The organism is Burkholderia sp. COPS, from assembly GCF_019425585.1.
GTDB lineage: Bacteria > Pseudomonadota > Gammaproteobacteria > Burkholderiales > Burkholderiaceae > Burkholderia > Burkholderia cepacia.
In genome coordinates this window covers 195034-215060 of sequence record NZ_WIXR01000009.1, presented here as the reverse complement: position 1 = coordinate 215060, position 20027 = coordinate 195034, and the positions used below count along the sequence as shown (strand labels likewise).

The following is a 20027-nucleotide window of genomic DNA, read 5'->3' as shown; positions in this document are numbered from 1 at the left end:
GGCGATGAACGACCAGGAACGTTACGAAGCAGGGATGACGGTGCGTCGCGCGGTGCTCGGCGACGCGCACGTCGATCGTTCGATCGAGAACCGTACCGAGGTGACCGACGAATTCCAGAACCTGATCACGCGTTATGCATGGGGCGAGATCTGGACGCGCGACGGCCTGCCGCGCCATACGCGCAGCCTGCTGACCATCGCGATGATGGTGGCGCTCAATCGCGGCGAGGAGCTTGCGCTCCATCTGCGCGCCGCGCGCAACAACGGCGTGACCCGCGACGAGATCAAGGAAGTGCTGCTGCAGACCGCGATCTATTGCGGCGTGCCGGCCGCGAATTCCGCGTTCCATCTCGCGGACAAGATCTTCAAGGAACAGGACGCGGCCGCGTAAGACGGTCGGTCAGGAGCGGCCGGCTGAGGGCGGCCGCAACCGATCGCATGGCCCGCTGTCGCAAGCGGGCCGTCGACGACGGAATCGATGAACGCGCCGGCAGAGCATCGGCGCACGGCACACCGGATGATTGGTGGACGAACAAAGGAAGGGCGCGGCTGCCATGCCGTATTGCTCATACATTATTAGCGTTGCTGGGGACCGGAGTAAGCGCTGACGCGCCAACGCCGGTCGACCACGACGCATGGAATCCAGGTAGACGCCAAGGCGCGAACCTGGATCGACACAGGAGACTAGCGATGAATCGCGCACCCGTGGTCGATGTCCAGACCTTCATCAACGAGCAGCCGTTCGGCGGCTTTCAATGGCTCGTGTTCCTCATGTGTTTCGTGATCGTGCTGCTCGACGGCTTCGATACGGCCGCGATCGGCTTCATCGCGCCGTCGCTGCTCGGCGAATGGAACCTCACCAAGCCCGATCTCGCACCGGTACTCAGCGCCGCGCTGTTCGGCCTCGCGTGCGGCGCGCTCGTGTCGGGCCCGCTATCCGACCGGCTCGGCCGCCGTTCGCTGCTGCTCGGCTCGGTATTCCTGTTCGGCGTCGCATGCCTGATGTCCGCTTTCTCGAATACGATCGGGCACCTGACGATCCTGCGTTTCATCACCGGCGTCGGGCTGGGCGCGGCGATGCCGAACGCGGTCACGATGATGGGCGAGTTCTGCCCGGACAAGCGCCGCGCGACCGTGATCAACCTGATGTTCTGCGGCTTCCCGCTCGGCGCCGCGTTCGGCGGTTTCCTCGCCGCGTGGATGATTCCGCATTTCGGCTGGCGCAGCGTGCTGATCCTCGGCGGCGTGACGCCGCTGCTGCTCGGCGTGCTGTTGCTGCTGAAGATGCCGGAATCGGTGCGCTTCATGGTCGCGAGCGGCCAGCATGTCGACAAGGTCCGCGCCACGCTCGCGCGGATCTCGCGCGACGCGCTGAACGCCGGTTCGTTCGCGATGACCGAAGCCGCGCCGCAGACCGGCAGCAAAGGCCTCGGCGTCGTGCTGTCGCGCTCGTACATCGTCGGCTCGGTGATGCTGTGGCTCGCGTACTTCATGGGGCTCGTGATCTTCTACGCGTCGATCAACTGGATGCCGATCCTGCTGAAGGATGCCGGGCTGACGCCGAAGAGCGCGACGCTGATCTCCGCGCTGTTCCCGCTCGGCGGTGTGGGTGCCGTGCTGTGCGGCGTGCTGATGGACCGCTTCAACGCGAACCGCGTGATCGCCGTGTGCTACGCGCTGACGGCCGTCAGCGTGTATGCGATCGGGCAGGCGGCCGGCAACGTCGGGCTGCTCGTGCTGGTCGTGTTCGTGGCCGGCGTGCTGATGAACACCGCGCAATCGTCGATGCCGGCGCTCGCCGCCGCGTTCTATCCGACCGAGGGGCGCGGCACGGGTGTCGCGTGGATGCTCGGCGTCGGCCGCTTCGGCGGGATTGCGGGATCGTTCCTCGTCGCCGAGCTGACGCGCCGGCATTTTTCGTTCGCGGGCGTGTTCGCGACGATCGCCGTCGCGGGCTTGCTCGCGTGTGTCGCGCTGCTGATCAAGCAGATGGCGCGGCCGCATGGCGTGACGCAGCCGGCAGGCAAGATCGAATCGCTCGGGCATTGAGCGAAGCGCGGGCCGGTGCGATGCGCCGGCCCGCCGATACGGCGGCCGTCGGGCCGCCGGTTATTCTTCCGCGTCGTGTTCCTTCACGAAATTGCGCAGATACGCGCGCAGCGCAGCCTCCCGGCTGCGATGATCGGAGAGGTTCGCGGCGCCCATGTCTTCCTCTTCGCCGAACATCGTCGGCGGCGCGCAATAGATGCCGATCTCGATGTCTTCGCGCAACACACGAATCTCGTGCGTGAGCGGGCGATACTCGGCGATCCAGTGCATCCCCTCGATGTGTTCACCCGCCCTCAGCAGTGGCTTCATCGGCACTCTCCCGGCAGCAGCGGCGCAACCGGCGAAGCGGTTGCGCGCGCCCGTACCAAAAGGGTACGCCTGCATGGCACGAATCTCAACGGGCACGCTGTGAGCGCTCACTGCGGCAGCAGGTGCGCGATCAGGGGGTACAGCGACAGGATCAGCAGCACGGCCATCGTCACGTTGAAGAGGCGCAGCGCGCGGGGATTCGACAGGAAGCGGCGCAGGCCGAGCCCGAACGCGGCCCACAGGCTGATGCACGGAAAGCCGATCAGAATGAATACGACGGCCATCCACGCGGCGTTCATCCCGTAGTCGCCGGACAGGCGGACCGTCGTCGCGGCGGTCAGCACCATCATCCATGCCTTCGGATTGATCCACTGGAAAGCGGCGGCTTCGATGAACGTCATCGGCCGCGGCTTGCCGCCGTGTGCCTTCACTTCGCCCGACGTGCCGATGCGCCACGCGAGGTACAGCAGGTACGCGACGCTCGCGACTTCGAGGATCGTATAGAGCAGCGGCAGGCGCTTGAATGCTTCGCCGAGGCCGAAGCCGACACAGAGCATCAGGATCGCGACGCCGGTGCTGATGCCGAACAGGTGCGGCACGGTGCGGCGGAAACCGAAATTGACGCCGGATGCGAGCAGCATCGTGTTGTTCGGGCCGGGCGTGATCGACGTGACGAGCGCAAACAGCATGCCGGCGGGCAGCGCGCTCAGGGTGAGGAATTCCATCGCGGATTCTCCATTCTGTTCTGGACTGGGATGGAGGTCAGTTTAGCGACGGTTTTCTGTACAGTACCGGTACAGTTTGATTGACGATTGCCGGTACGGGGGAGGGGGTGCTGTGGGGCGGTTGTTGACGTGTGTTCTTGGTTCTCAGAAAAGATGCCCGCAGTCTCAATATGTTGTCTTTGAATAATTGGCTGCATTCAATGTGGGACGAAAGCGGTTCGTCAAATCGCCCTTGCGAACAATAGCCATCATGTAGCTGCTACTCCGTCCGATGCTTCTTTACCAGTTCCAGCGTCTCGCACGCACGAAGAATCGTGTCTTTCGAGAATGGCGAGAGCGGATGTTCGTTGAGCCAGAGAAGCCATTCGATTACAGCGTCGCACTCGACGTCTGTCAGCTTGGGCCAACGCTGCAGAAAATAGTCGTCCCAGTATTCCACAACCGGCGACCTGTCCAACGACCCCATCAAGCTCTCGATGACCGTCAACGCGACCTGATTGTCTTCGATCGAGACGCGCATGATTCCGGGCAAAAAGTAGCAGAACGCTTCGGGAGTAAATCTGTAGACCGCGTCTGCGTAGTTTGTCCAGTCGTAAGCAGTCGTCTCGTCCCAGAGCCGGTTTGAGAAGTGCAATGCGTCGTAGTACTCGTTCGTGTCGGGTGAGACGGTTGGAACGACCGACATCGGCTTTTTCCTCTCGGAAAAAGCCCGCCTAATATGTCCCATCACCAAACGCCCGTCATCAGCTGTTTGCATTTTTTCTACCATCGCTCATGCGTCTGCCATCGCTTGGCGACGGCCTAGGTCCCCACCGTTCCAACACCGTTGCTCGCGTTGTGACCTCGCCTTCGCAAGACCGATTCAGGCGTTGTAACGGACCGTCAAGTCGTAGCCTCTCATAGCCGGTATACACCTGCCGAGCTTGCCGACGACGTCCTGTCTAATTGGTTCAAATCTCGTACCGATCCGAGCACCCGTCAAATAGACTCCTTGGGCGGGCCGGGGTGAACAAGTTGCACACCGGCCGAGATCAATCTTGTTTCCGCCGTATAAGCGCACGCACCCAACCAGTGATCGCAACAAACGTCAGACCGGGGGAAAGTATCAGTGCAATCAGTAGGTCGAAGACCTTGGAAAGCTCGGATTCCGTGGCCCCAAAAATCCGGTGACTGGCAGTTCGGGTCACGGCGTACCATAGAAGTGCGCCACCAATCGAACACAATCCGATCCTGAGCCAGGATTTCGCTTCCGGTTCAACCTTGCGCCAGGCAAAAATCGCGCTCGCAGCCCACGCGGCATAGATTGGAACCCACAAGGGTCGCGAAATTTCGGAGGCCGATACAAAGGTCGACAGGATTGCCACAAGGATCATGAGAACAAGCAAACCGATGGCATCCGGGAAATATCGGCTTCGTTGCATGGTGATCAACGGCATGGGTTTCTCATTTCTTGAATGCTGAATTGGGACACGTGCAAGCGTACTGAGCCTGATCCATTGCGGCCGTGCCAAACGGAGTGAAGACCGTGCCGGCCGGCTCAACTGCTCCGGAGAGAAATGACGAGACTGTACCCAAAACACCAGCAATCGCTGGGAAAATGCCACTTATGACCCTTCCGACAAGGCCGGGTTCTTTCGTAAGGGTTGCCGAGCAGCTTCTCGAGCTCGATGTTGAGGTCTCGAGACGCGAGCTTCAAGCTCCGCGTACTGCTGATCCTGGTCATCACCGCCCGGTGTCGTTCCACCTGGCGGCCGATGCTGCGCACCACGCTCTATCGCGTCGCTTTCTCGAACATGAGAACGACGATCGCATGGCAACGTCCTGGCCTGGCACGTCATGTTCGTTTCCCGGTGACGCGAGTCAATGGTGCAGAAGCGGGAAAACCACGAGTCCGATGACGGCGGCCGCCGTCACGATCACCGGTTCCTGGAGCTTCTTGAAGCGCCACAGCAGCAGCACGGTCGTGACGGCGAGCAGTGCGGTCGGGACGTCGACGATCGATCGCTTCGCGATGACGAGGACGGAGCCCGTGATCGCACCGACTGCCGCAGCCGTAATGCCGTCGACGAATGCCTTGACGCCTGGACGGTGCCCATACTTCTTCACGTAGGGCGCGGGAATGACCGTGAACAGGTAACACGGCAGGAATGTCCCGAGCGCGGCGACGCATGCGCCAGGCAGGCCCGCCACGAGGTACCCGATAAAGCCGACAGTGATCACGACCGGGCCGGGCGTGATCATCGCGACCGCGACGGCATCCACGAACTGCTTGTCGTTCAGCCAGTGATGTTCGGTGACGACGCCGCCATAGAGGAACGGCACGATCGCCAGTCCTGAGCCGAACACGAACGCGCCGGCCTTCATGAAGAACGCACCGATCTGGACGAGCTGCGGCAGGTCGATGCCACTCAGTAGCCCGCTGGCCGCCGGCAAGTTGGCGGCGGCAACCGCATTCAGCCCGCCCCGCTGCAGCCACCTGGGCGGCGCGCGCCACAGCCAGCCGATCAGGCCTGCGGCAACGAAAAGCCATGCGATTTCCGATTCCGTGACGAAGGTCACCGCAGCCAGCGTCAGGAAGATCGCCCAGAGGAGCTTGTCGTTGCCGACGGTCTTGGTCGTGAGCTTGTAAGCGCTCATCGCGATGATGCCGACCACCGCGGCACCGACGCCGTAGAAGACGGCCTGCATCCACGACAGCCCGCCAAAATGCGCGTACGCGAACCCGAGCGCGAGCACCATCAGGAACGACGGCAGCACGAATGCGATACCGACGAGTGTCGCCCCGAGAAGGCGGTAGTGGACGAACCCGAGATAGATCGCGAGCTGGGCCGCCATCGGCCCCGGTGCGAGCTGGGCCAGCGTGAGCCCTTCCTTGTAGTCGGCCTCGGTTATCCAGCCGCGTCGCTCGACCAGATCGCGACGCATATAGCCAGCGAGCGCGACCGGTCCGCCGAAACCGAACGTGCCGAGACGCAGCATGTAGGCGACCAGCTCGCCAAGCGAGTAGGTCGGTTCGGTCGTGGCGATGGTCGTCGTCATGATCTGGCTGGGGTTTCGCTCTTGCCGTTCGATGTGAAGTGCGCATACAGGGAGTCGAGTACGGCGCCCATCTGCTCGAGCAACTGATCGTCGTTCTCCGTCCGTTGGCGCGTGCCGGCCATCACGGCCTCGAAGCCCACTGCTTCAGGCGCGGCGGGACCGCCCACGTCGAGCGCGTGCACGATCTCGCCGACACGCATCAGTGCCGGGTCCTTGTCGAGCCCGAAGCTGGCCAGCAGAACTTCGAATGTCACGCGCTCGCCCACGTGCGTAAAAGTCGCGCCGTCGAAATCGAAGCCCAGCGCGTCAGCCGGGCAATCGGCCGGCGACGCGAGCCAGATGAAGCGCGCTTGCGCGTCGATGAATCGGCAGATCAGCCACGCACTGGCGACGCGATCGACCCACATCCGCTGCCGCGTCGCCCAGGCGCGGCCCTGGTACTCGCCGATCGCGAGCGGACGAATGACGCGGTCCGCGGCATGCGGCTCGCCCGGCGACAGCACCGTGTCGACCAGCGCACCGAAATCCTGCAGGGCGACTTCGGCGCGGGTGGCCGAATCACCCGGGAAATAGTCGATCGCCCGGATGGCGTTGAGATCCTTGCGCAGGCGACGCAACAGGCGAGTGAGCTCGGCGGCTGATTGCCCGTCGAGCGTCTTGCGCACGTCGGCGAGCGCGCGCGTGAAGGTTGCGTAATCGTCGGCCCGGTCGAACAGCGCCCGGAATTCCTGTTCCTGGGACCGGTCGAGACTCGGTGCGCGCAACAGGTGAGCTGCGCCGCCGCTCTCGGCAATCGCGCCCGCGAGTTCACGCAGCGTCTCTTCGTGCGCTTCGGTTTGGGGCAGCAGGTAAACACCGTCGCGCAGCACCGCACAGCCTTTCGCCTTGAGCGCGCGCCAGAACCGCATGCGGGCCGTCGCGTTTTCCGTCGGAAGGGTCAGAACAAGCAGCGACCATGTAGAAAGGGATTCCATGTAGCGAATTCTACGTCTCGGTTATGTTTTCTACAAAATTTATTTGAGTGATCGCGTGTCGTCCCGCACGCGCTCCCGGCAGGTAGCCAGGGTGTGCGAGGGGTGCCGCTCGCACGAGGCGCGCCAAGAAAGCGCCGCGCCTCGCTCGGGTGAGGTCGGATGAGTGACCGCGTAATGCGGAACGAGGTAGGCGACGCCCAGGTGCTGCGGGCCGGATTTCGGTCCGGCGGAACGATCTACGGCGTCACGACAAGTGCCGTATGTATCCCCGCGTCATAGTGGCCCGGCTTGTTGCAGATCAGCGCGTCGTGGCCAGGCGTGAGCTTGAATGACATGCGCTTGCGCTTGCCGGGCGCGATATCTTCCACTTCCCCGATTGTTTTCAGGGTGTGCTCCATCACCTGTCCTTTGCCGACAGGGAGCGCATCGTCGGGGAGATCTGACCTGAAGACGACGAGCTCGTGGTTCGTTGCGGTCATGCACCGGATTGTCGACGGGCGTCGCGTCGTCCGCCGCGTTGTTTTTCCGGTCGATCTGCCCGAGTTCGAAACGGCCGTCCTGTCGGTCGACCGGCCGGGTTACGCGCCGTCACGCACCGCCATCGCGAGCGGCATCATCGCCGGCCCGATGGACGCGAGCAGGCGCTCCTTCGATACCCCGTCGCGGGATTGAACGGAAATGCCGTGCAACTGCGTTGCATAGAAATCGGCCAGCGCCTTGATGTCGGTGCCCCGCGCGAGCTGCCCCTGTTCGGCCGCGAGCTGCAAGCGCTGGGTGATCGATTGCGTGCGTGCGCGCCGGTGGGCGGCCAGCCATTCCATGACACCTTCGTTTTCGGCCGAGTAGTTGGTCGCGGCGGACACCACCATGCAGCCGTGCGGCTGGCCGCGCCTGGTATAAGCGGCGACGGCATCGCGCAGCATCCGTTCGATGGCCGCGCGGACATCGGTTTCCTCGCCGAGCGCACGATCGGCGAAGCCGCCTTCGCCTTGCTCGTAGAGCGCCACGGCCTCGTGGAACAGGGCTTCCTTGCTGCCGAACGCGGCGTAGATGCGCGCTGACGCGATGCCCATCGCTTCGACCAGGTCGGACATCGACGTGCCTTCGTAGCCGCGCCGCCAGAACGCAAGCATTGCGCGTTTCAGCGCCATGTCGCGATCGAATTCTCTCGGTCGTCCCGCCATATCCCTTTCGTCCGTCGTCACATCGTGCGCCGATTTTATCGCGCGCCGTGTTGACACGCGCCGTTCCCGCATTCTATTCTTTGTCGATCAACAAACAATTGGAATCGATCATGCGTACTCTCAAGGGCCCCAGTCTTCATCTCGCGCAGTTCGCCGACGATGCGGCGCCGTTCGACAGCCTGCCGCATATCGCGCAATGGGCGGCCGGCGTCGGCTTCAAGGCGCTGCAGATTCCCGCGTGGGACGGTCGGCTGTTCGACGTGGAGACCGCCGCGGACAGTCAGGCCTATTGCGATGACCTGAAGGGCATGCTGGCCGAACATGGGCTGGAGATCAGCGAACTGACCACGCATATCTTCGGGCAGCTGGTTGCCGTGCATCCGGCGTACGACGCCATGTGCGACAACTTCGCACCCGAGGCCGTGCGCGGCAACCCGGCCGCGCGCACCGCATGGGCGCTGGATCGGCTCGAGCTGGCGGCACGGGCTTCACGCCGCCTGGGGCTGACCGACATGGGCACCTTTTCGGGCTCGTTCGCGTGGCCTTACCTGTTTCCGTTCCCGCAGCGGCCCGCGGGCCTGATCGAGACGGCCTTCGACGAGCTGGCGCGTCGCTGGCGGCCGATTCTCGACGCCTGCGACGAAAACGGCGTCAACCTCTGCTATGAGATTCACCCCAGCGAAGACCTGCACGACGGCGTCAGTTTCGAGCGCTTCCATGCGCTGGTCGGCCAGCACGCGCGCTGCAAGATGCTGTTCGATCCCAGCCATTTCGTGCTGCAGCAACTGGACTATCTGGCGTACATCGATATCTACCGCGACCACATCCGCATGTTCCATGTGAAGGACGCGGAGTTCCTGCCTTCGGGGCGCCAGGGCATCTACGGCGGCTACAGTTCGTGGCTGGAGCGCGCCGGCCGTTTCCGTTCGCTTGGCGACGGTCAGGTCGACTTCAAGGCGATTTTTTCGAAATTTGCTCAGTACGACTACACAGGATGGGTCACCCTCGAATGGGAGTGCTGCCTGAAGAATCAGGAGGACGGCGCGCGCGAAGGCGTCGCGTTCATCAACGACCACATCATCCGGGTGACGGAGCGCATCTTCGACGATTTCGCCGGCGCCGCGGTCAATCAACGGCAAATCCACGACATGCTCGGCATCGCTTGAGCCGTTTCCCCCCACTGCCAGGAATCATCGATATGTCCGCTCAACTTCAGTCGTCGTCTGCCGACGCTCAAGGCTTTGCTCACCAATACGTACGCATCGACGGCCAGCGCATCCATTGCGTCACGGCAGGCGCCGGTACCCCGGTCCTGCTGATTCCGGGATGGCCGCAAACCTGGTACGCGTGGCGTCACGTGATGCAGGCGCTCGCCGCGCGCGGCTTCATGGCCGTCGCGGTCGATCCGCCAGGTACCGGCTATTCCGATCGGCCGCATGCGGGTTACGACACGGGGCACACGGCGGCGACGTTGCATCGCGTGATGGCGCAGCTCGGCTTCGATGTTTACCAGGTGGCCGGCCACGACGTCGGCATGTGGGTGGCCTATGCGCTGGCGAGCGACCGGCCCGACGCCGTGAAGTCGCTGGCGCTCACGGAGGCGGTGATCCCCGGGCTGGCGCCCGCGCCGTCGATCTTCGCCCCGCCGGAAGAAAACATCTTCCTGTGGCATTTCATGTTCAACCAGCTGGCCGACCTGCCCGAGACGCTGATTGCGGGCCGCGAGCGGGCGTATCTGGAGTTCATGTTCAACCGCTGGTCGTTCCGGCGCGATTGTGTGGCCGTCGATGTGTATATCGATGCCTATGCGGCACCGGGCGGCTTGCGCGGCGGCTTTTCCTATTACCGTGCGATTCCGGAGACGATCCGGCAGAACCAGGCGCGGGCGCAGCGCAAGCTGACGATGCCGGTGCTCGCCATCGGTGCCGAGCATGCCACCGGCGATGCGCCGCTGGTCACGATGCGCGACAATGCGACCGATCTGCAGGGCGCGGTGGTCCCGGCTTGCGGCCACTTCATCATGGAAGAGGCCCCCGACGCATTCATCGGCCATCTGCTGCCTTTCCTGGAGCGGAGCCGCTGAACATGCCGATCGACACCGACATCGCATCACTGCTGGAGCGACTGGCCGTGACCGAGGCGCCTGCGTCGCTGGACGCGTTGCGCCAGGCGACCGATACGACACTGCGGGGCTGGCATGGACCGCTGGAAGCGGTCGACCATACGGAAACCTTCGCGGTGCCCACGCGCGACGGGCAGCAGATTCGCGTGCGGGCTTATTGGCCAGCGGTCGCTTCGGAAAGCGCGGCGCGCCGGCCGGCGCTCGTTTATGCACACGGCGGCGGGTGGTGCCTCGGCACGCTCGAGCTATACGACAATCCCTGCCGCGCGCTGGCCAACGCGACGCAATGCGTCGTGCTGTCGGTCGATTACCGGCTTGCGCCGGAGCACCGGTTTCCGGTGCCGCTGGAGGATTTCTGCGATGCGCTGGACTGGGTGCTCCGCGAGGCGGCCGGCCTGGGGCTGGACCCGGCGCACATCGCCGTCGGCGGCGACAGTGCGGGAGGAAACCTTGCGGCGGCTGCGTGTCTGGTCGCACGTGGGCGGGGCGGCCCGTCGATCGCGCATCAGCTGTTGCTGTATCCGCCGCTGGATGCGTCGATGAGCACGACGTCCTATCGGACTTGCGGGCAGGGCTACTACCTGACGCAGGATGTCATGCGGTATTGCTTCGACATGTACCTGACCGATCCGGCCGACGGCGTGTCACCCTGCGTATCGCCGCTGCAGGCGGCTTCGCTCGAGGGCTTGCCACCGGCCACGTTGCTGGCCTGCGAGTACGACCCGGTGCGCGACGACGCGCACGCGTATGCGGAGCGATTGCGGGAGGCCGGTGTGGCGGCCGATTTCGTCGTGCTGCCGGGGATGATCCATGCGTGCATCCATCTGGCCGGCGTGACGTCGGCAGCCCGCCAGGTATTCGACGTGGCCGGCGCGCAGATGCGCAGGGCTTTCCAGCGGTGAGCGTATGGCCGAAGGGGGCGGCGCGAGCTGCGTGGAGGGTTGTAGGGTTCGGCGGCCGCGCGATATCGGGTATGGCCGAGCGATTTCCGTGGTTTCTACGGATTGCCTGTTTGATCGGTCACACGGCTCCCGTATTGACGGCCGACAGCAGGTTGGCTAGATTCTTCGCATGAACGCACTTTTCGTCACGACTACGACCACCACCACGACCGCCAATGGCGGGCCGGGAGGAGGTTGCGCGTCGTAGGTCGGTGTGTCGAACTCACCCCAAGCCCCGCCGGAAACGGACGGGGCTTTTTTCATGCTCCGTTTGGCCGGCATCGAACGTCAGCGGAGAACATGATGGATGATTGCGATCGCCGAGTGTCCGGCGACAGAGTCGGCTCGTTTCGCCAGAAGGACAACAACCCGGCCGCATGGCTCAGCGGATTCGTGGAAGGCGTGCCGGCGTCGACGCGGATCCTGCTGGTCTTCCAGTTCCTGGTGAATCTGTCGGTGTTCGGGTCGCTGCCGCTGCTTGCCGCGTTCCTGGACATGGAGCGCCATCTGGACGCGAGCAGCGTCGCCAGCGTGCTGACGGTGAATCTGCTGGCGAGCCGGCTGTTGCCACTGCTGCTGGGTGCGTCGGCGGATCGCTTCAGCAGCCGCGTGCTGACCACGCTCGGTCTGCTATGCCGTGCGGCCGGGTTCGCAGGATTCGCATTTGCGCGATCGCTTCCGGGCCTGTTGATGTGGGCGTGTCTGTCCGGGCTTGGAGCCGCGCTTTACGAAACGACCGCGTATTCGATCTTCGGCTCGCTCGATGGCGCCGTGCGTCCCAAGGTGTTCGCGCTGAACAACCTGGCGCTGAATCTCGGTGCGTTGATCGGTCCGGCGCTGCTGATTGTCGTGCCGAACACGAACGGGGCGCTGCCGTTTCTGGTGAGCGGTGCGGTCTTCACGGCGCTCGCGCTGGTTGCACCGTGGATCGCGGGGCGAAGCAGGCACGACGTAGTCGACGCGCATCCGCTGCGTGGCGTGCTGGTCGCGTTTGGCGACCGGCGGTTTCGCCGGCTATGTTGGTCGCTCGTCCCGTTCTGGACCGTGTATACGCAGATTTACGTATTCATCCCGTTGACCTTTTCGCATGGCGCACACGGCTACAACGGCGTGAGGCCGTTCTACATCACGAATGCGCTGATGGGAATCGCCACCGCCTGGCTCGGCATGGGCTGGTTTCAGCGTACGGGCTGGCGATCGATGATGGTGATCGGGTATGCGTCGTTGTGCGGCTGTTTTGCGCTTGCGGCATGGCTGGTCGCCCGCGATCGGGGCGCAGATGCGTCGCTCGTGATCCTGATCGTGTTCGCGATCGTATTCACGTTTGGCGAAAGCCTGATTCTTCCCGCGTCGAACATCGCGCTCGCCAGCCTGACGACGGACGGCAACGCCGGCCGTTATTTCGGTGCGTCGGCGATTTCGTGGGCGATCGGCGGGATGCTGGGCAACTTCATCGGCAGCGCAGCCGCACGCTGGACGGTGCTCGCGCCGGCATGGGTCATGTTCATGGTGATCGCACTGACCGGCCTGCTCGCCTTCCGCAGCCGGTGGCCACAATAGTCATCAATGCAGTCGATCCAGCGCGAGCTACCTGCGCGTCCGAACGCGCGCCTTCACACACTTGAACCAGAGCCGCATCGCACCGACCCCGCCCGCCACCGGAACGCGCGGCAACAGGAACGCATCGTCGGACGCCCCGGCGCAACCGCGCCGGGTCGTCGTCGCGTTGCGGTAGCCGGCGGCAGCGACCTGGTCGCGCACGCGCGGGTCGAGATCGCCGTACGGGTAGCAGAACGATTCGACAGGCTGGCCGCTCAACGCTTCGAGCCGCCGCTTCGATTCGATGATCTGAACCGCCGACACGTGGGCCGGCACGTGCGACAGCGCGACGTGATCGAGCGTGTGCGAGCCGATTTCGTGGCCGCGATCGCGCCATGCGAGCATGTCCGCGCACGTCATGAGTGGCGAGCGCGCCGTATCGGCACCCGCATCCCAGTCGTTCTCGCCGCCGAACCGGCCGGCGACGAAGTAGCAGGTCGCGGTGAAGCCGAGCGCGTCCAGCACGGGCATCGCATGCGTGAGCACGTTGAGAAAGCCGTCGTCGAACGAAATGCCGAAGACCTTCCCGCTGCGCTCGCCGCGCAGGTACGGCTGCAGTTCGCGCACGCTCAGGCCGAGGTAGCCGAGCCGCCTGAACAGCGTCATCTGACGGCGGAACGCGTCGGGGGCGACGCTCAGGCTGCGCAGCCGGTCGGACGGCGGCGGCAGCGTGCGGATCTGGTGATACATCAGGATCGGGTAGCGCGTGGCGGACAGCAGCATGAGCGGGTCGCGGGAACGGGGCGTTACGCGGCCTTGCGGAAAATCCGCAGGGTCTTGAAGTCGCCGACTTCGGTGAAATCGGCATTGGCCGCCCATTGCTCGATGATCGGCTCGGCCTTCCGGTACGCCGACGAGCCCTTGTAGAACAGCAGGTGGCCGTCGCGCGCGGTATGGCGTGCAAACAGGTCGAGCACTTCGGCGTCGGTCTTCGCGCCGTAGCGGCTGTTCGTCTCGTCGCGGAATTCGCACAGATGGAACAGCGTGACGACGTCGAACGCCGGCAGCAGGTCCGTATTGCTCGTATAGATGTCGCCGAAATAGGCCAGGTAGGTCTTGCTCACCTCCGGTTGCCGCGTGACGAGATCGACGTACGACTTGTATTCCTTCGGCGACGCCGTCACGCCGAAGACGGTGTTGTTCAGGTGCGGCCGCGCGCATTCCACGCCGACGTGGTGGTGGCCGCCGGTGCCGAAGTGATAGATGCGGATGCCGTTGAGACGAGCGGATTCCAGCCATTCGACGAAGTGCACGTCGCACGGGCACTCCTGCGTGCGCAGGTCCCAGTACTTCTTCCAGATGTTCATAGCCATTAAACGGACCTCATGGATGTCACCCTGCGATAGGGGTTGTGTCGAATCGATTTCTGATAGACGGACAACGTTGCATCGACGAACCGTTCGAACGAGAACTCGCGCTTGCCCTTCAGCCGCGCGCTGCGCCCCATCGCGCGCACGCACGCGGGCTCGCGCACGATCTCGCGCAGGATGGCCTCGATCGCCTCGGGCTCGCGCGGCGGGACGACCCAGCCGTCCACGCCCGGCTCGACGTTCTCGGGCAGCCCGCCCACGCGCGTCACGATCGCGGGGCAGCCGAGCGACATCGCCTCGCGGCACGCATACGACAGGCTCTCGTGATACGACAGCACGAACGACACGTCGATGATCGAGAACGGCGCGCGCACATCGTCGAGGCGCCCGGTGAAGGCGGTGCGTGACGCCATGTGGTGCCGCTCGATCTGCTCGCGTTGCTCGCCGGACGGTTCCGCGCCGACCAGCAGCACGCGAAACCGCTCGCGCTCGTGTTCGGGCAAGCGGCCCAGCGCCGCGATCAGGTCCATCCAGCCTTTCTCCGGCGCGGTGCCGGCGCTGCTGCCCAGCACGATCGCATCCGCGCCCGACGGCCCGAACAGCGCGATCTTGCGGCGGCGGATTTCGTCGCCGGCCAGCTGTTCCGCGGCCTGCCGGCGCACGCCGTGCTTGACGACCGTGACGTTGCCGTACGGCGACCGGAGCGCGAGCATGCTCGCCACGTAGTCGCTGACCGCGATGGTGTGGTCGGTTGCCAGCCGGGCGCGCAGCACGTTGCCGAAGCTGTCGGCGCGATAGGTGTTGTGCTTGGTGAGCACGACCGCGGGCCGATACCGGCAGCCGAGCAGCGCGAGCATCACCTGCCGGTGATCGGCGGACCCGTTGACGTGGATGATGTCGAAGCGCTCGGCGCGGATCCGCTGGCGCAGCCGGACGATTTCCTGGCACAGCCGGTTCCAGCGCGGCTTGAATTCCATGTCGAAGATCGCCACGTCGGGACTGTCCTTCAGCAGTCGCGACAGGCGGCTCCCTTCAGGCGACGCGACGGTCACGCGATGGTGCCGGCTCATCGCGGCGGCGAGGTCGCGGACGTAGGTGTCCTGGCCGCCGCCGTAGTCGCCGTGGAAGTTGGTATACAGAATGTTCATCACGATGCTGCCTTTCCTCGATCATTCATTTGGCAGGACTGCTGAGAAAATGAATGCCTCAACGTGTTGAAAGCAATGGCTCGAACCCGGTTCCGCATTGCCGGTGCGTGATTGCGCACCGATGCCCGGAAGGGGGCACCGCGAAACGTTTCGAAATATTACAGACGCATTACGTGCCGTAGTGTCGAGGTCTGCGCATCTTTGTGAGGATGTGTCGCGATCGTTTGCAGTGTCGTCACATCGTGCGACGGCGCAGTGGGGGAGGGGGAATTCCGGCGCGAACGGTGGTGTGGCCCGGGTACCTTCGCCGACCGGGCCGGAAAACACGCCCGAAGCGGGCAGGAAGCAGGCAGGAAGCGATCAGGAAGCGGGCAGAAAGCGGGCAGGATCGCGACAAAACCCGGTTTTTCGACGACATCCGGACGCAAATCAAGCCGGCTGACTTTCAGATTTGAAAGCCGAGGGGCCATTTGCGTTAGAATGCCCCCCCTTGTCCGCCATGGTGACCGCCAAAGGCGGACTCGTCGCACCCAGAGAGACGTGGGTTTCGATTCGTAGCCGGGCGCGAAAGTTAGCCAGCCGTTAGCAACATACGCTTTGTGATTTGGAATACTAATGAAGAAGAAGCACAACATCACCAAGTACATCGTTGTCGCGATGATTCTTGGTATCGCCGTGGGTTACGCCTGCCATAGCGCATTTCCCGACCCGGCCATGGCGAAGGAAGTCGCCGGGTACGTGTCGTTGCTGTCCGACGTGTTCCTGCGCCTGATCAAGATGATCATCGCGCCGCTGGTATTTGCGACGCTGACCGTCGGCATCGCGCAGATGGGCGACGGCAGCGCGGTAGGCCGTGTCGGCGTCAAGGCGTTCGGCTGGTTCTTCATCGCTTCGTTTACGTCGTTGCTGCTCGGCCTGCTGACCGCAACGATCCTGCAACCGGGCAGCCATCTGAGCCTGCCGCTGCCGGCATCCGACGCAGCCCTCAACCTGAAGACGGGCGCCTTCACGCTGAAGGATTTCGTGGTCCACCTGGTGCCGAAGTCGATCGCGGAAGCGATGGCGAACAACGAAATCCTGCAGATCGTCGTCTTCTCGATCTTCTTCGGCACCGCGCTGTCGGCGCTCGGCGAATCGGGCAAGCGCCTGACCGGCGTGATCGACGATCTCGCGCAGGTGATGCTGAAAGTCACGGGCGCCGTGATGTGGTTCGCGCCGGTCGCGGTGTTCGCGGCGCTGGCGTCGACGATCACCACCCAGGGGCTCGGCATCCTGCTCACGTTCGCGAAGTTCATGGCGAGCTTCTACCTGGCACTGGCGCTGCTGTGGGGCGTGCTGACGCTCGCCGGCGTGACGTTCCTCGGCAAGCGCGCGTTCACGCTGATCCGGCTGATCCGCGAGCCGTTCCTGCTGTCGTTCGCGACGGCGAGTTCCGAGGCCGCCTATCCGAAGCTGCTGGATGCGCTCGACCGCTTCGGCGTAAACCGCAAGATCTCGAGCTTCGTGCTGCCGATCGGCTATTCGTTCAACCTCGACGGCTCGATGATGTACTGCACGTTCGCGGTGCTGTTCATCGCGCAGGTGTACGGCATCCATCTGCCGCTGGGCACGCAGATCACGATGCTGCTGATGCTGATGGTCACGTCGAAGGGGATGGCGGGCGTGCCGCGTGCGTCGCTGGTCGTGATCGCGGCGACGCTCAACCAGTTCAACATGCCCGAAGCCGGGTTGCTGCTGATCATGGGGGTCGACATGTTCCTCGACATGGGGCGCTCGGCCACCAACGCCGTCGGCAACTCGATCGCGGCTGCCGTGGTCGCGAAGTGGGAAGGGCAACTCGACGCCCCGCGCGACGACAACGATCCGGACAACGGACGCGTGATGAAGGTGAAGGTGCCGGAGACTTCGGCATCGGCTTGACGCGTGGCAGTGCCGCGGTGCGGCAGCGCGGCGTCAGTGGCGCGTTGCCTGCCCCGCGGTAACGGACGATCGCCGGCCTGGATTCGCAATGGATTCAGGCCGGCGATTTGCCGGGTGCAATGAAGCCGCGTTGAATGCGGCGGTTTTTCCCGATTCTCTGAAACAGGCACTCGCCGTTTCAATCGATCGTCGCTGAACCGGCGGCGATATTCCCGCAGGCATGAGCCTGAATTTCCCGATCCCCGATTCGACGCGTAAGTGACCATTCACTGTCGCGCAGTCACGCGTGCCGCCGGCACGCAGGGGCGCCACGGGCGACGCGGTCGAAACCGCATCTGCGAAAAGCGCAATGGCGCGCGATCCGCAATTTTTTTCGATTTATATAACGCTATTCTCGCGCTGCGCATGATCGAACGCATGCCGTACGTAATACCGACTGCGCCGGATGCTTCAGCGGAAGAATTGACGTATTGCGGTTTTCAGCCGTCCGGCCGGCCCTTCATATGAGTGTTCGCACCATTCAGGAGTGCATCCGTCATGGTCGCCAGACAACGGTTCCAGGCCGCACTGCTCGCCGCGGCGATCGCCGCGATTACCCCGCCCGTTCAAGCAAGCAACACCACCGACTGGCTGGCGAACACGTACGGCACGCTCGCGGCCCACGTCGGCAACGTCGCGCGTGCGATGTGGGTCGCGCCTGAAGGCGTGATCTATACGGCGTCGATGTGGGACGAGGACGAAGGCGGTGTCGCGATTTACCAGAACGGCAAGAGCGTCGGCTCGATCGGCACGCACTCGGAGTTCCAGGGCAGCGCGATCACGGGCAACGCGACCTCGCTGTTCGTCGCGCTGCAGCCCGGCAAGACGTACGGCAGCGGCGCGGTGGGGCGCTACAACCGCGCGACGAAGTATCGCGACCGCGTGATCCAGGTCAGCGCGGCCACCAACCAGCCGCGCATCGACGTCGTCACCGGGCTCGCGACGGCCGGCTCGCTGCTTTATGCGAGCGACTTCTACGGCAATCGCGTGCGCGTGTTCACCACCGACGGCGTGTGGCAGCGGGATATCGGCGTATCGGAGCCGGGCGCGCTCGCGCTGGACGCAGCGGGCAACGTATGGGTGGCGCAGAAGCGCGCAGGCTCGATCGTCGGCTTCAGCCCGGCCGGTGCGCTGCTGAACACGATCCGGATGCCGTCCGGGTCGCAGCCGTCGGCGCTGTATTTCGATGCGGCGGCCGGGCAACTGCTGGTGGGCGACGAAGGCCCGGACCAGAACATCAAGCGCTATACGGTGTCGGGCCGGCCCGCGCTGGCCGGCACCTTCGGCGTGCGCGGCGGCTATCTCGACACGACGACGGGCGTCAAGGGGCAGGTCGGTGCGCAGCGCTTCACGCGCATCGTCGGGATCGGCAAGGACACCGGCGGCAATCTCTACGTGCTCAACAATCCATGGGGCGGCAGCTGGGATCTCGGCCGCAACGGCGCGACCGACATTCATGCGTACAGCAGCACCGGCAGCCTGCGGTGGACGCTGCAGTCGCTGAACTTCGAAGGCATCGCCGCGCCGGACCCGGTCACGGACGGTGCGCTGTTCTACGGCGGCACGCACGTGTACGGCGGCAGCGCGGGCGGCAGGTTCATCGCGAACACGGTCGATCCGTTCACGTACCCGGCCGATCCGCGCATCGACATGAACGACACGCAGCGCGACGAGCATTTCGGCCTGCTCACGTCGGTGGGCGCGAACCGGATTTTCGTCGCGGCCGGCCAGAACCCGCCGGTCTTCTACTTCTTCCACTTCAACGCGGCGAACGGCTATGTCGCGATTCCGGACGGCGCGATCCCGGGCCCCGCGTTCAACACGACGCGGCGCGTGACGGGCGGCTTCAGCATCGACAGCAACGGCGGCGTGTGGGCCGGCCTCGACAAGACCGGCGCGATTACCCACTACCCGCTGACCGCCTTCGACGCGAGCGGCAAGCCGTCGTGGGGGCCGGGTGTCGCGACCCGCGTGCCCGACAGCATCCAGCCGCTCACGCGCATCGTCTATCTCGCGGACAGCGACACGATGGTGCTCGCGCAAGGCGCGATCGGGACCAACGACTGGACGTCGATCGGCACGCGCATCGAGGTGTATCACGGCTGGAGCGCGGGCAATACGACGAAGCCGGACCCGGTGATCACGCTGCCGCACAGCGGCGCGAAATCGATCGACGCGGTGGGCAACCATCTGTTCGTCGGCTACTGGTTCAGCAGCAGCGGGCCGCTGTGGCCGAACGTCGACGCGTTCAACCTGACGACCGGCACTCTCGACACGACGCTGGTGAACGCGAGCCCCGCGACCGTGGATACCAGCAGTGCGATCGATGCGATGTACAGCATTCGCGCGTACCGCCGCTCGAACGGCGAGTACGTGGTGATGAAGAACAACGTGAAAGGCAACAGCATCACCGTGTACCGGTGGACGCCTTGATGAACGCGCGGCCGCGTCGACCGGCGGCCGCGCTCGCGAACGCCTCACCGTATTCGTCGCGATTTCGCGGGATTTCCACCGCGCATCCACGCAATTTCCACATCACGCGTTCGTCATGAGCGGCGTGCGCAACGCGCGCCTCACCGCCCGCCGGGCGGCCGTCCAAACCTCACGACGCGGAAAAGCGGTTCCGGGCACAATGACAGCGGCACCGGCAGGCACTGCGCGTGCCCAC

Annotated in this window: 18 protein-coding genes and 2 pseudogenes; 9 read left to right on the top strand and 11 right to left on the bottom strand. The window is 64.4% G+C overall.

Translation table 11 applies throughout. The features are described from left to right. Nucleotides 1–4: 4 nt before the first annotated feature. Nucleotides 5–391 carry a 4-carboxymuconolactone decarboxylase gene (gene pcaC, locus FOZ70_RS06870; RefSeq protein ID WP_021157590.1) on the top strand — a complete coding sequence of 129 codons (387 nt, stop codon included), beginning with the start codon at nucleotides 5–7 and terminating at the stop codon, nucleotides 389–391. Between the two features lie 299 nt (nucleotides 392–690). After that, on the top strand, nucleotides 691–2049 hold the full coding sequence (locus FOZ70_RS06865) for an MFS transporter (protein WP_021157591.1): 1359 nt from the start codon (nucleotides 691–693) through the stop codon (nucleotides 2047–2049). A 60-nt stretch (nucleotides 2050–2109) separates the two neighbouring features. Here the strand turns inward: FOZ70_RS06865 and FOZ70_RS06860 are convergent, their stop codons facing one another. The 4 genes from FOZ70_RS06860 to FOZ70_RS06845 form a co-directional block, all read right to left on the bottom strand. Further along, a complete protein-coding gene (locus FOZ70_RS06860; protein ID WP_027790093.1) occupies nucleotides 2110–2358 on the bottom strand; it encodes a hypothetical protein in 249 nt (82 codons plus the stop codon). A gap of 107 nt (nucleotides 2359–2465) precedes the next feature. After that, nucleotides 2466–3083 carry a LysE family translocator gene (locus tag FOZ70_RS06855; protein WP_048021269.1) on the bottom strand — a complete coding sequence of 206 codons (618 nt, stop codon included), beginning with the start codon at nucleotides 3081–3083 and terminating at the stop codon, nucleotides 2466–2468. 259 nt (nucleotides 3084–3342) lie between these two features. Continuing rightward, the gene (locus FOZ70_RS06850; RefSeq protein ID WP_060307026.1) at nucleotides 3343–3768 is read right to left on the bottom strand and encodes a hypothetical protein; all 426 of its coding nucleotides are present in this window, start codon (nucleotides 3766–3768) and stop codon (nucleotides 3343–3345) included. Between the two features lie 346 nt (nucleotides 3769–4114). Beyond that, a complete protein-coding gene (locus tag FOZ70_RS06845) occupies nucleotides 4115–4519 on the bottom strand; it encodes a hypothetical protein (RefSeq protein ID WP_048021272.1) in 405 nt (134 codons plus the stop codon). Nucleotides 4520–4777: 258 nt separating this feature from the next. Between FOZ70_RS06845 and FOZ70_RS38505 the strand changes: the two are divergent. Further along, nucleotides 4778–4864 (top strand): annotated as a pseudogene (locus FOZ70_RS38505) (paraquat-inducible membrane protein A); the annotation flags it as partial. 79 nt (nucleotides 4865–4943) lie between these two features. On the opposite strand, the gene FOZ70_RS06840 reads toward FOZ70_RS38505, so the two are convergent. The 4 genes and pseudogenes from FOZ70_RS06840 to FOZ70_RS06825 form a co-directional block, all read right to left on the bottom strand. Further along, nucleotides 4944–6122, bottom strand: a complete 1179-nt coding sequence (locus FOZ70_RS06840; protein WP_059857956.1) for a chromate transporter — start codon at nucleotides 6120–6122, stop codon at nucleotides 4944–4946. Next, nucleotides 6119–7096 (bottom strand): chromate resistance protein ChrB domain-containing protein, encoded by a 978-nt coding sequence (locus FOZ70_RS06835; RefSeq protein WP_219705287.1) that lies wholly within the window; start codon nucleotides 7094–7096, stop codon nucleotides 6119–6121. Before FOZ70_RS06835 ends, FOZ70_RS06840 begins: the two co-directional genes overlap by 4 nt. Before the next feature lie 236 nt (nucleotides 7097–7332). Continuing rightward, nucleotides 7333–7560, bottom strand: a pseudogene (locus FOZ70_RS06830) (hypothetical protein); the annotation flags it as partial. 114 nt (nucleotides 7561–7674) lie between these two features. After that, a complete protein-coding gene (locus FOZ70_RS06825; protein ID WP_060221011.1) occupies nucleotides 7675–8280 on the bottom strand; it encodes a TetR/AcrR family transcriptional regulator in 606 nt (201 codons plus the stop codon). A 110-nt stretch (nucleotides 8281–8390) separates the two neighbouring features. Here FOZ70_RS06825 and FOZ70_RS06820 point away from each other — a divergent pair, with 110 nt between their 5' ends. The 4 genes from FOZ70_RS06820 (at nucleotide 8391) to FOZ70_RS06805 (ending at nucleotide 12903) form a co-directional block, all read left to right on the top strand. Further along, nucleotides 8391–9446: a sugar phosphate isomerase/epimerase family protein gene (locus tag FOZ70_RS06820; protein WP_219705520.1), complete on the top strand. Its 1056-nt coding sequence runs from the start codon at nucleotides 8391–8393 to the stop codon at nucleotides 9444–9446. A 32-nt stretch (nucleotides 9447–9478) separates the two neighbouring features. Then, nucleotides 9479–10363, top strand: a complete 885-nt coding sequence (locus tag FOZ70_RS06815) for an alpha/beta hydrolase (protein ID WP_059651812.1) — start codon at nucleotides 9479–9481, stop codon at nucleotides 10361–10363. Nucleotides 10364–10365: 2 nt separating this feature from the next. After that, nucleotides 10366–11304: an alpha/beta hydrolase gene (locus FOZ70_RS06810; protein ID WP_219705286.1), complete on the top strand. Its 939-nt coding sequence runs from the start codon at nucleotides 10366–10368 to the stop codon at nucleotides 11302–11304. 363 nt (nucleotides 11305–11667) lie between these two features. Continuing rightward, a complete protein-coding gene (locus tag FOZ70_RS06805) occupies nucleotides 11668–12903 on the top strand; it encodes an MFS transporter (RefSeq protein ID WP_219705284.1) in 1236 nt (411 codons plus the stop codon). 27 nt (nucleotides 12904–12930) lie between these two features. Here FOZ70_RS06805 and FOZ70_RS06800 read toward each other — a convergent pair whose 3' ends face one another. From FOZ70_RS06800 to FOZ70_RS06790, 3 genes are read right to left on the bottom strand one after another with little or no spacing between them, the layout of a single operon-like run. Next, entirely contained in the window at nucleotides 12931–13665 is a 735-nt protein-coding gene (locus tag FOZ70_RS06800; protein ID WP_219705282.1) for a polysaccharide deacetylase family protein, read from the bottom strand. A 23-nt stretch (nucleotides 13666–13688) separates the two neighbouring features. Beyond that, complete coding sequence (locus FOZ70_RS06795; RefSeq protein ID WP_226113248.1) at nucleotides 13689–14255, bottom strand: hypothetical protein; 567 nt, start codon at nucleotides 14253–14255, stop codon at nucleotides 13689–13691. Continuing rightward, nucleotides 14255–15400, bottom strand: a complete 1146-nt coding sequence (locus FOZ70_RS06790; protein ID WP_219705517.1) for a glycosyltransferase — start codon at nucleotides 15398–15400, stop codon at nucleotides 14255–14257. The genes FOZ70_RS06795 and FOZ70_RS06790 overlap by 1 nt, the downstream gene beginning before the upstream one ends. A gap of 615 nt (nucleotides 15401–16015) precedes the next feature. Here FOZ70_RS06790 and FOZ70_RS06785 point away from each other — a divergent pair. Together FOZ70_RS06785 and FOZ70_RS06780 are read left to right on the top strand one after the other, a co-directional pair. Beyond that, nucleotides 16016–17320, top strand: a complete 1305-nt coding sequence (locus FOZ70_RS06785) for a dicarboxylate/amino acid:cation symporter (protein WP_048021285.1) — start codon at nucleotides 16016–16018, stop codon at nucleotides 17318–17320. A 537-nt stretch (nucleotides 17321–17857) separates the two neighbouring features. Then, a complete protein-coding gene (locus FOZ70_RS06780) occupies nucleotides 17858–19792 on the top strand; it encodes an SMP-30/gluconolactonase/LRE family protein (protein WP_219705280.1) in 1935 nt (644 codons plus the stop codon). The last annotated feature ends 235 nt before the right edge of the window (nucleotides 19793–20027 follow it).

What these genes read in the sequence shown, in the direction of transcription:
- FOZ70_RS06860 (WP_027790093.1), bottom strand. Translation starts at nt 2,358, where the DNA reads ATGAAGCCACTGCTGAGGGCGGGTGAACACATCGAGGGGATGCACTGG.
- FOZ70_RS06850 (WP_060307026.1), bottom strand. Translation starts at nt 3,768, where the DNA reads ATGTCGGTCGTTCCAACCGTCTCACCCGACACGAACGAGTACTACGAC.
- pcaC (WP_021157590.1), top strand. Translation starts at nt 5, where the DNA reads ATGAACGACCAGGAACGTTACGAAGCAGGGATGACGGTGCGTCGCGCG.
- FOZ70_RS06800 (WP_219705282.1), bottom strand. Translation starts at nt 13,665, where the DNA reads ATGCTGCTGTCCGCCACGCGCTACCCGATCCTGATGTATCACCAGATC.
- FOZ70_RS06820 (WP_219705520.1), top strand. Translation starts at nt 8,391, where the DNA reads ATGCGTACTCTCAAGGGCCCCAGTCTTCATCTCGCGCAGTTCGCCGAC.
- FOZ70_RS06795 (WP_226113248.1), bottom strand. Translation starts at nt 14,255, where the DNA reads ATGGCTATGAACATCTGGAAGAAGTACTGGGACCTGCGCACGCAGGAG.
- FOZ70_RS06855 (WP_048021269.1), bottom strand. Translation starts at nt 3,083, where the DNA reads ATGGAATTCCTCACCCTGAGCGCGCTGCCCGCCGGCATGCTGTTTGCG.
- FOZ70_RS06825 (WP_060221011.1), bottom strand. Translation starts at nt 8,280, where the DNA reads ATGGCGGGACGACCGAGAGAATTCGATCGCGACATGGCGCTGAAACGC.
- FOZ70_RS06790 (WP_219705517.1), bottom strand. Translation starts at nt 15,400, where the DNA reads ATGAACATTCTGTATACCAACTTCCACGGCGACTACGGCGGCGGCCAG.
- FOZ70_RS06785 (WP_048021285.1), top strand. Translation starts at nt 16,016, where the DNA reads ATGAAGAAGAAGCACAACATCACCAAGTACATCGTTGTCGCGATGATT.
- FOZ70_RS06840 (WP_059857956.1), bottom strand. Translation starts at nt 6,122, where the DNA reads ATGACGACGACCATCGCCACGACCGAACCGACCTACTCGCTTGGCGAG.
- FOZ70_RS06810 (WP_219705286.1), top strand. Translation starts at nt 10,366, where the DNA reads ATGCCGATCGACACCGACATCGCATCACTGCTGGAGCGACTGGCCGTG.
- FOZ70_RS06835 (WP_219705287.1), bottom strand. Translation starts at nt 7,096, where the DNA reads ATGGAATCCCTTTCTACATGGTCGCTGCTTGTTCTGACCCTTCCGACG.
- FOZ70_RS06865 (WP_021157591.1), top strand. Translation starts at nt 691, where the DNA reads ATGAATCGCGCACCCGTGGTCGATGTCCAGACCTTCATCAACGAGCAG.
- FOZ70_RS06815 (WP_059651812.1), top strand. Translation starts at nt 9,479, where the DNA reads ATGTCCGCTCAACTTCAGTCGTCGTCTGCCGACGCTCAAGGCTTTGCT.
- FOZ70_RS06845 (WP_048021272.1), bottom strand. Translation starts at nt 4,519, where the DNA reads ATGCCGTTGATCACCATGCAACGAAGCCGATATTTCCCGGATGCCATC.
- FOZ70_RS06780 (WP_219705280.1), top strand. Translation starts at nt 17,858, where the DNA reads ATGGTCGCCAGACAACGGTTCCAGGCCGCACTGCTCGCCGCGGCGATC.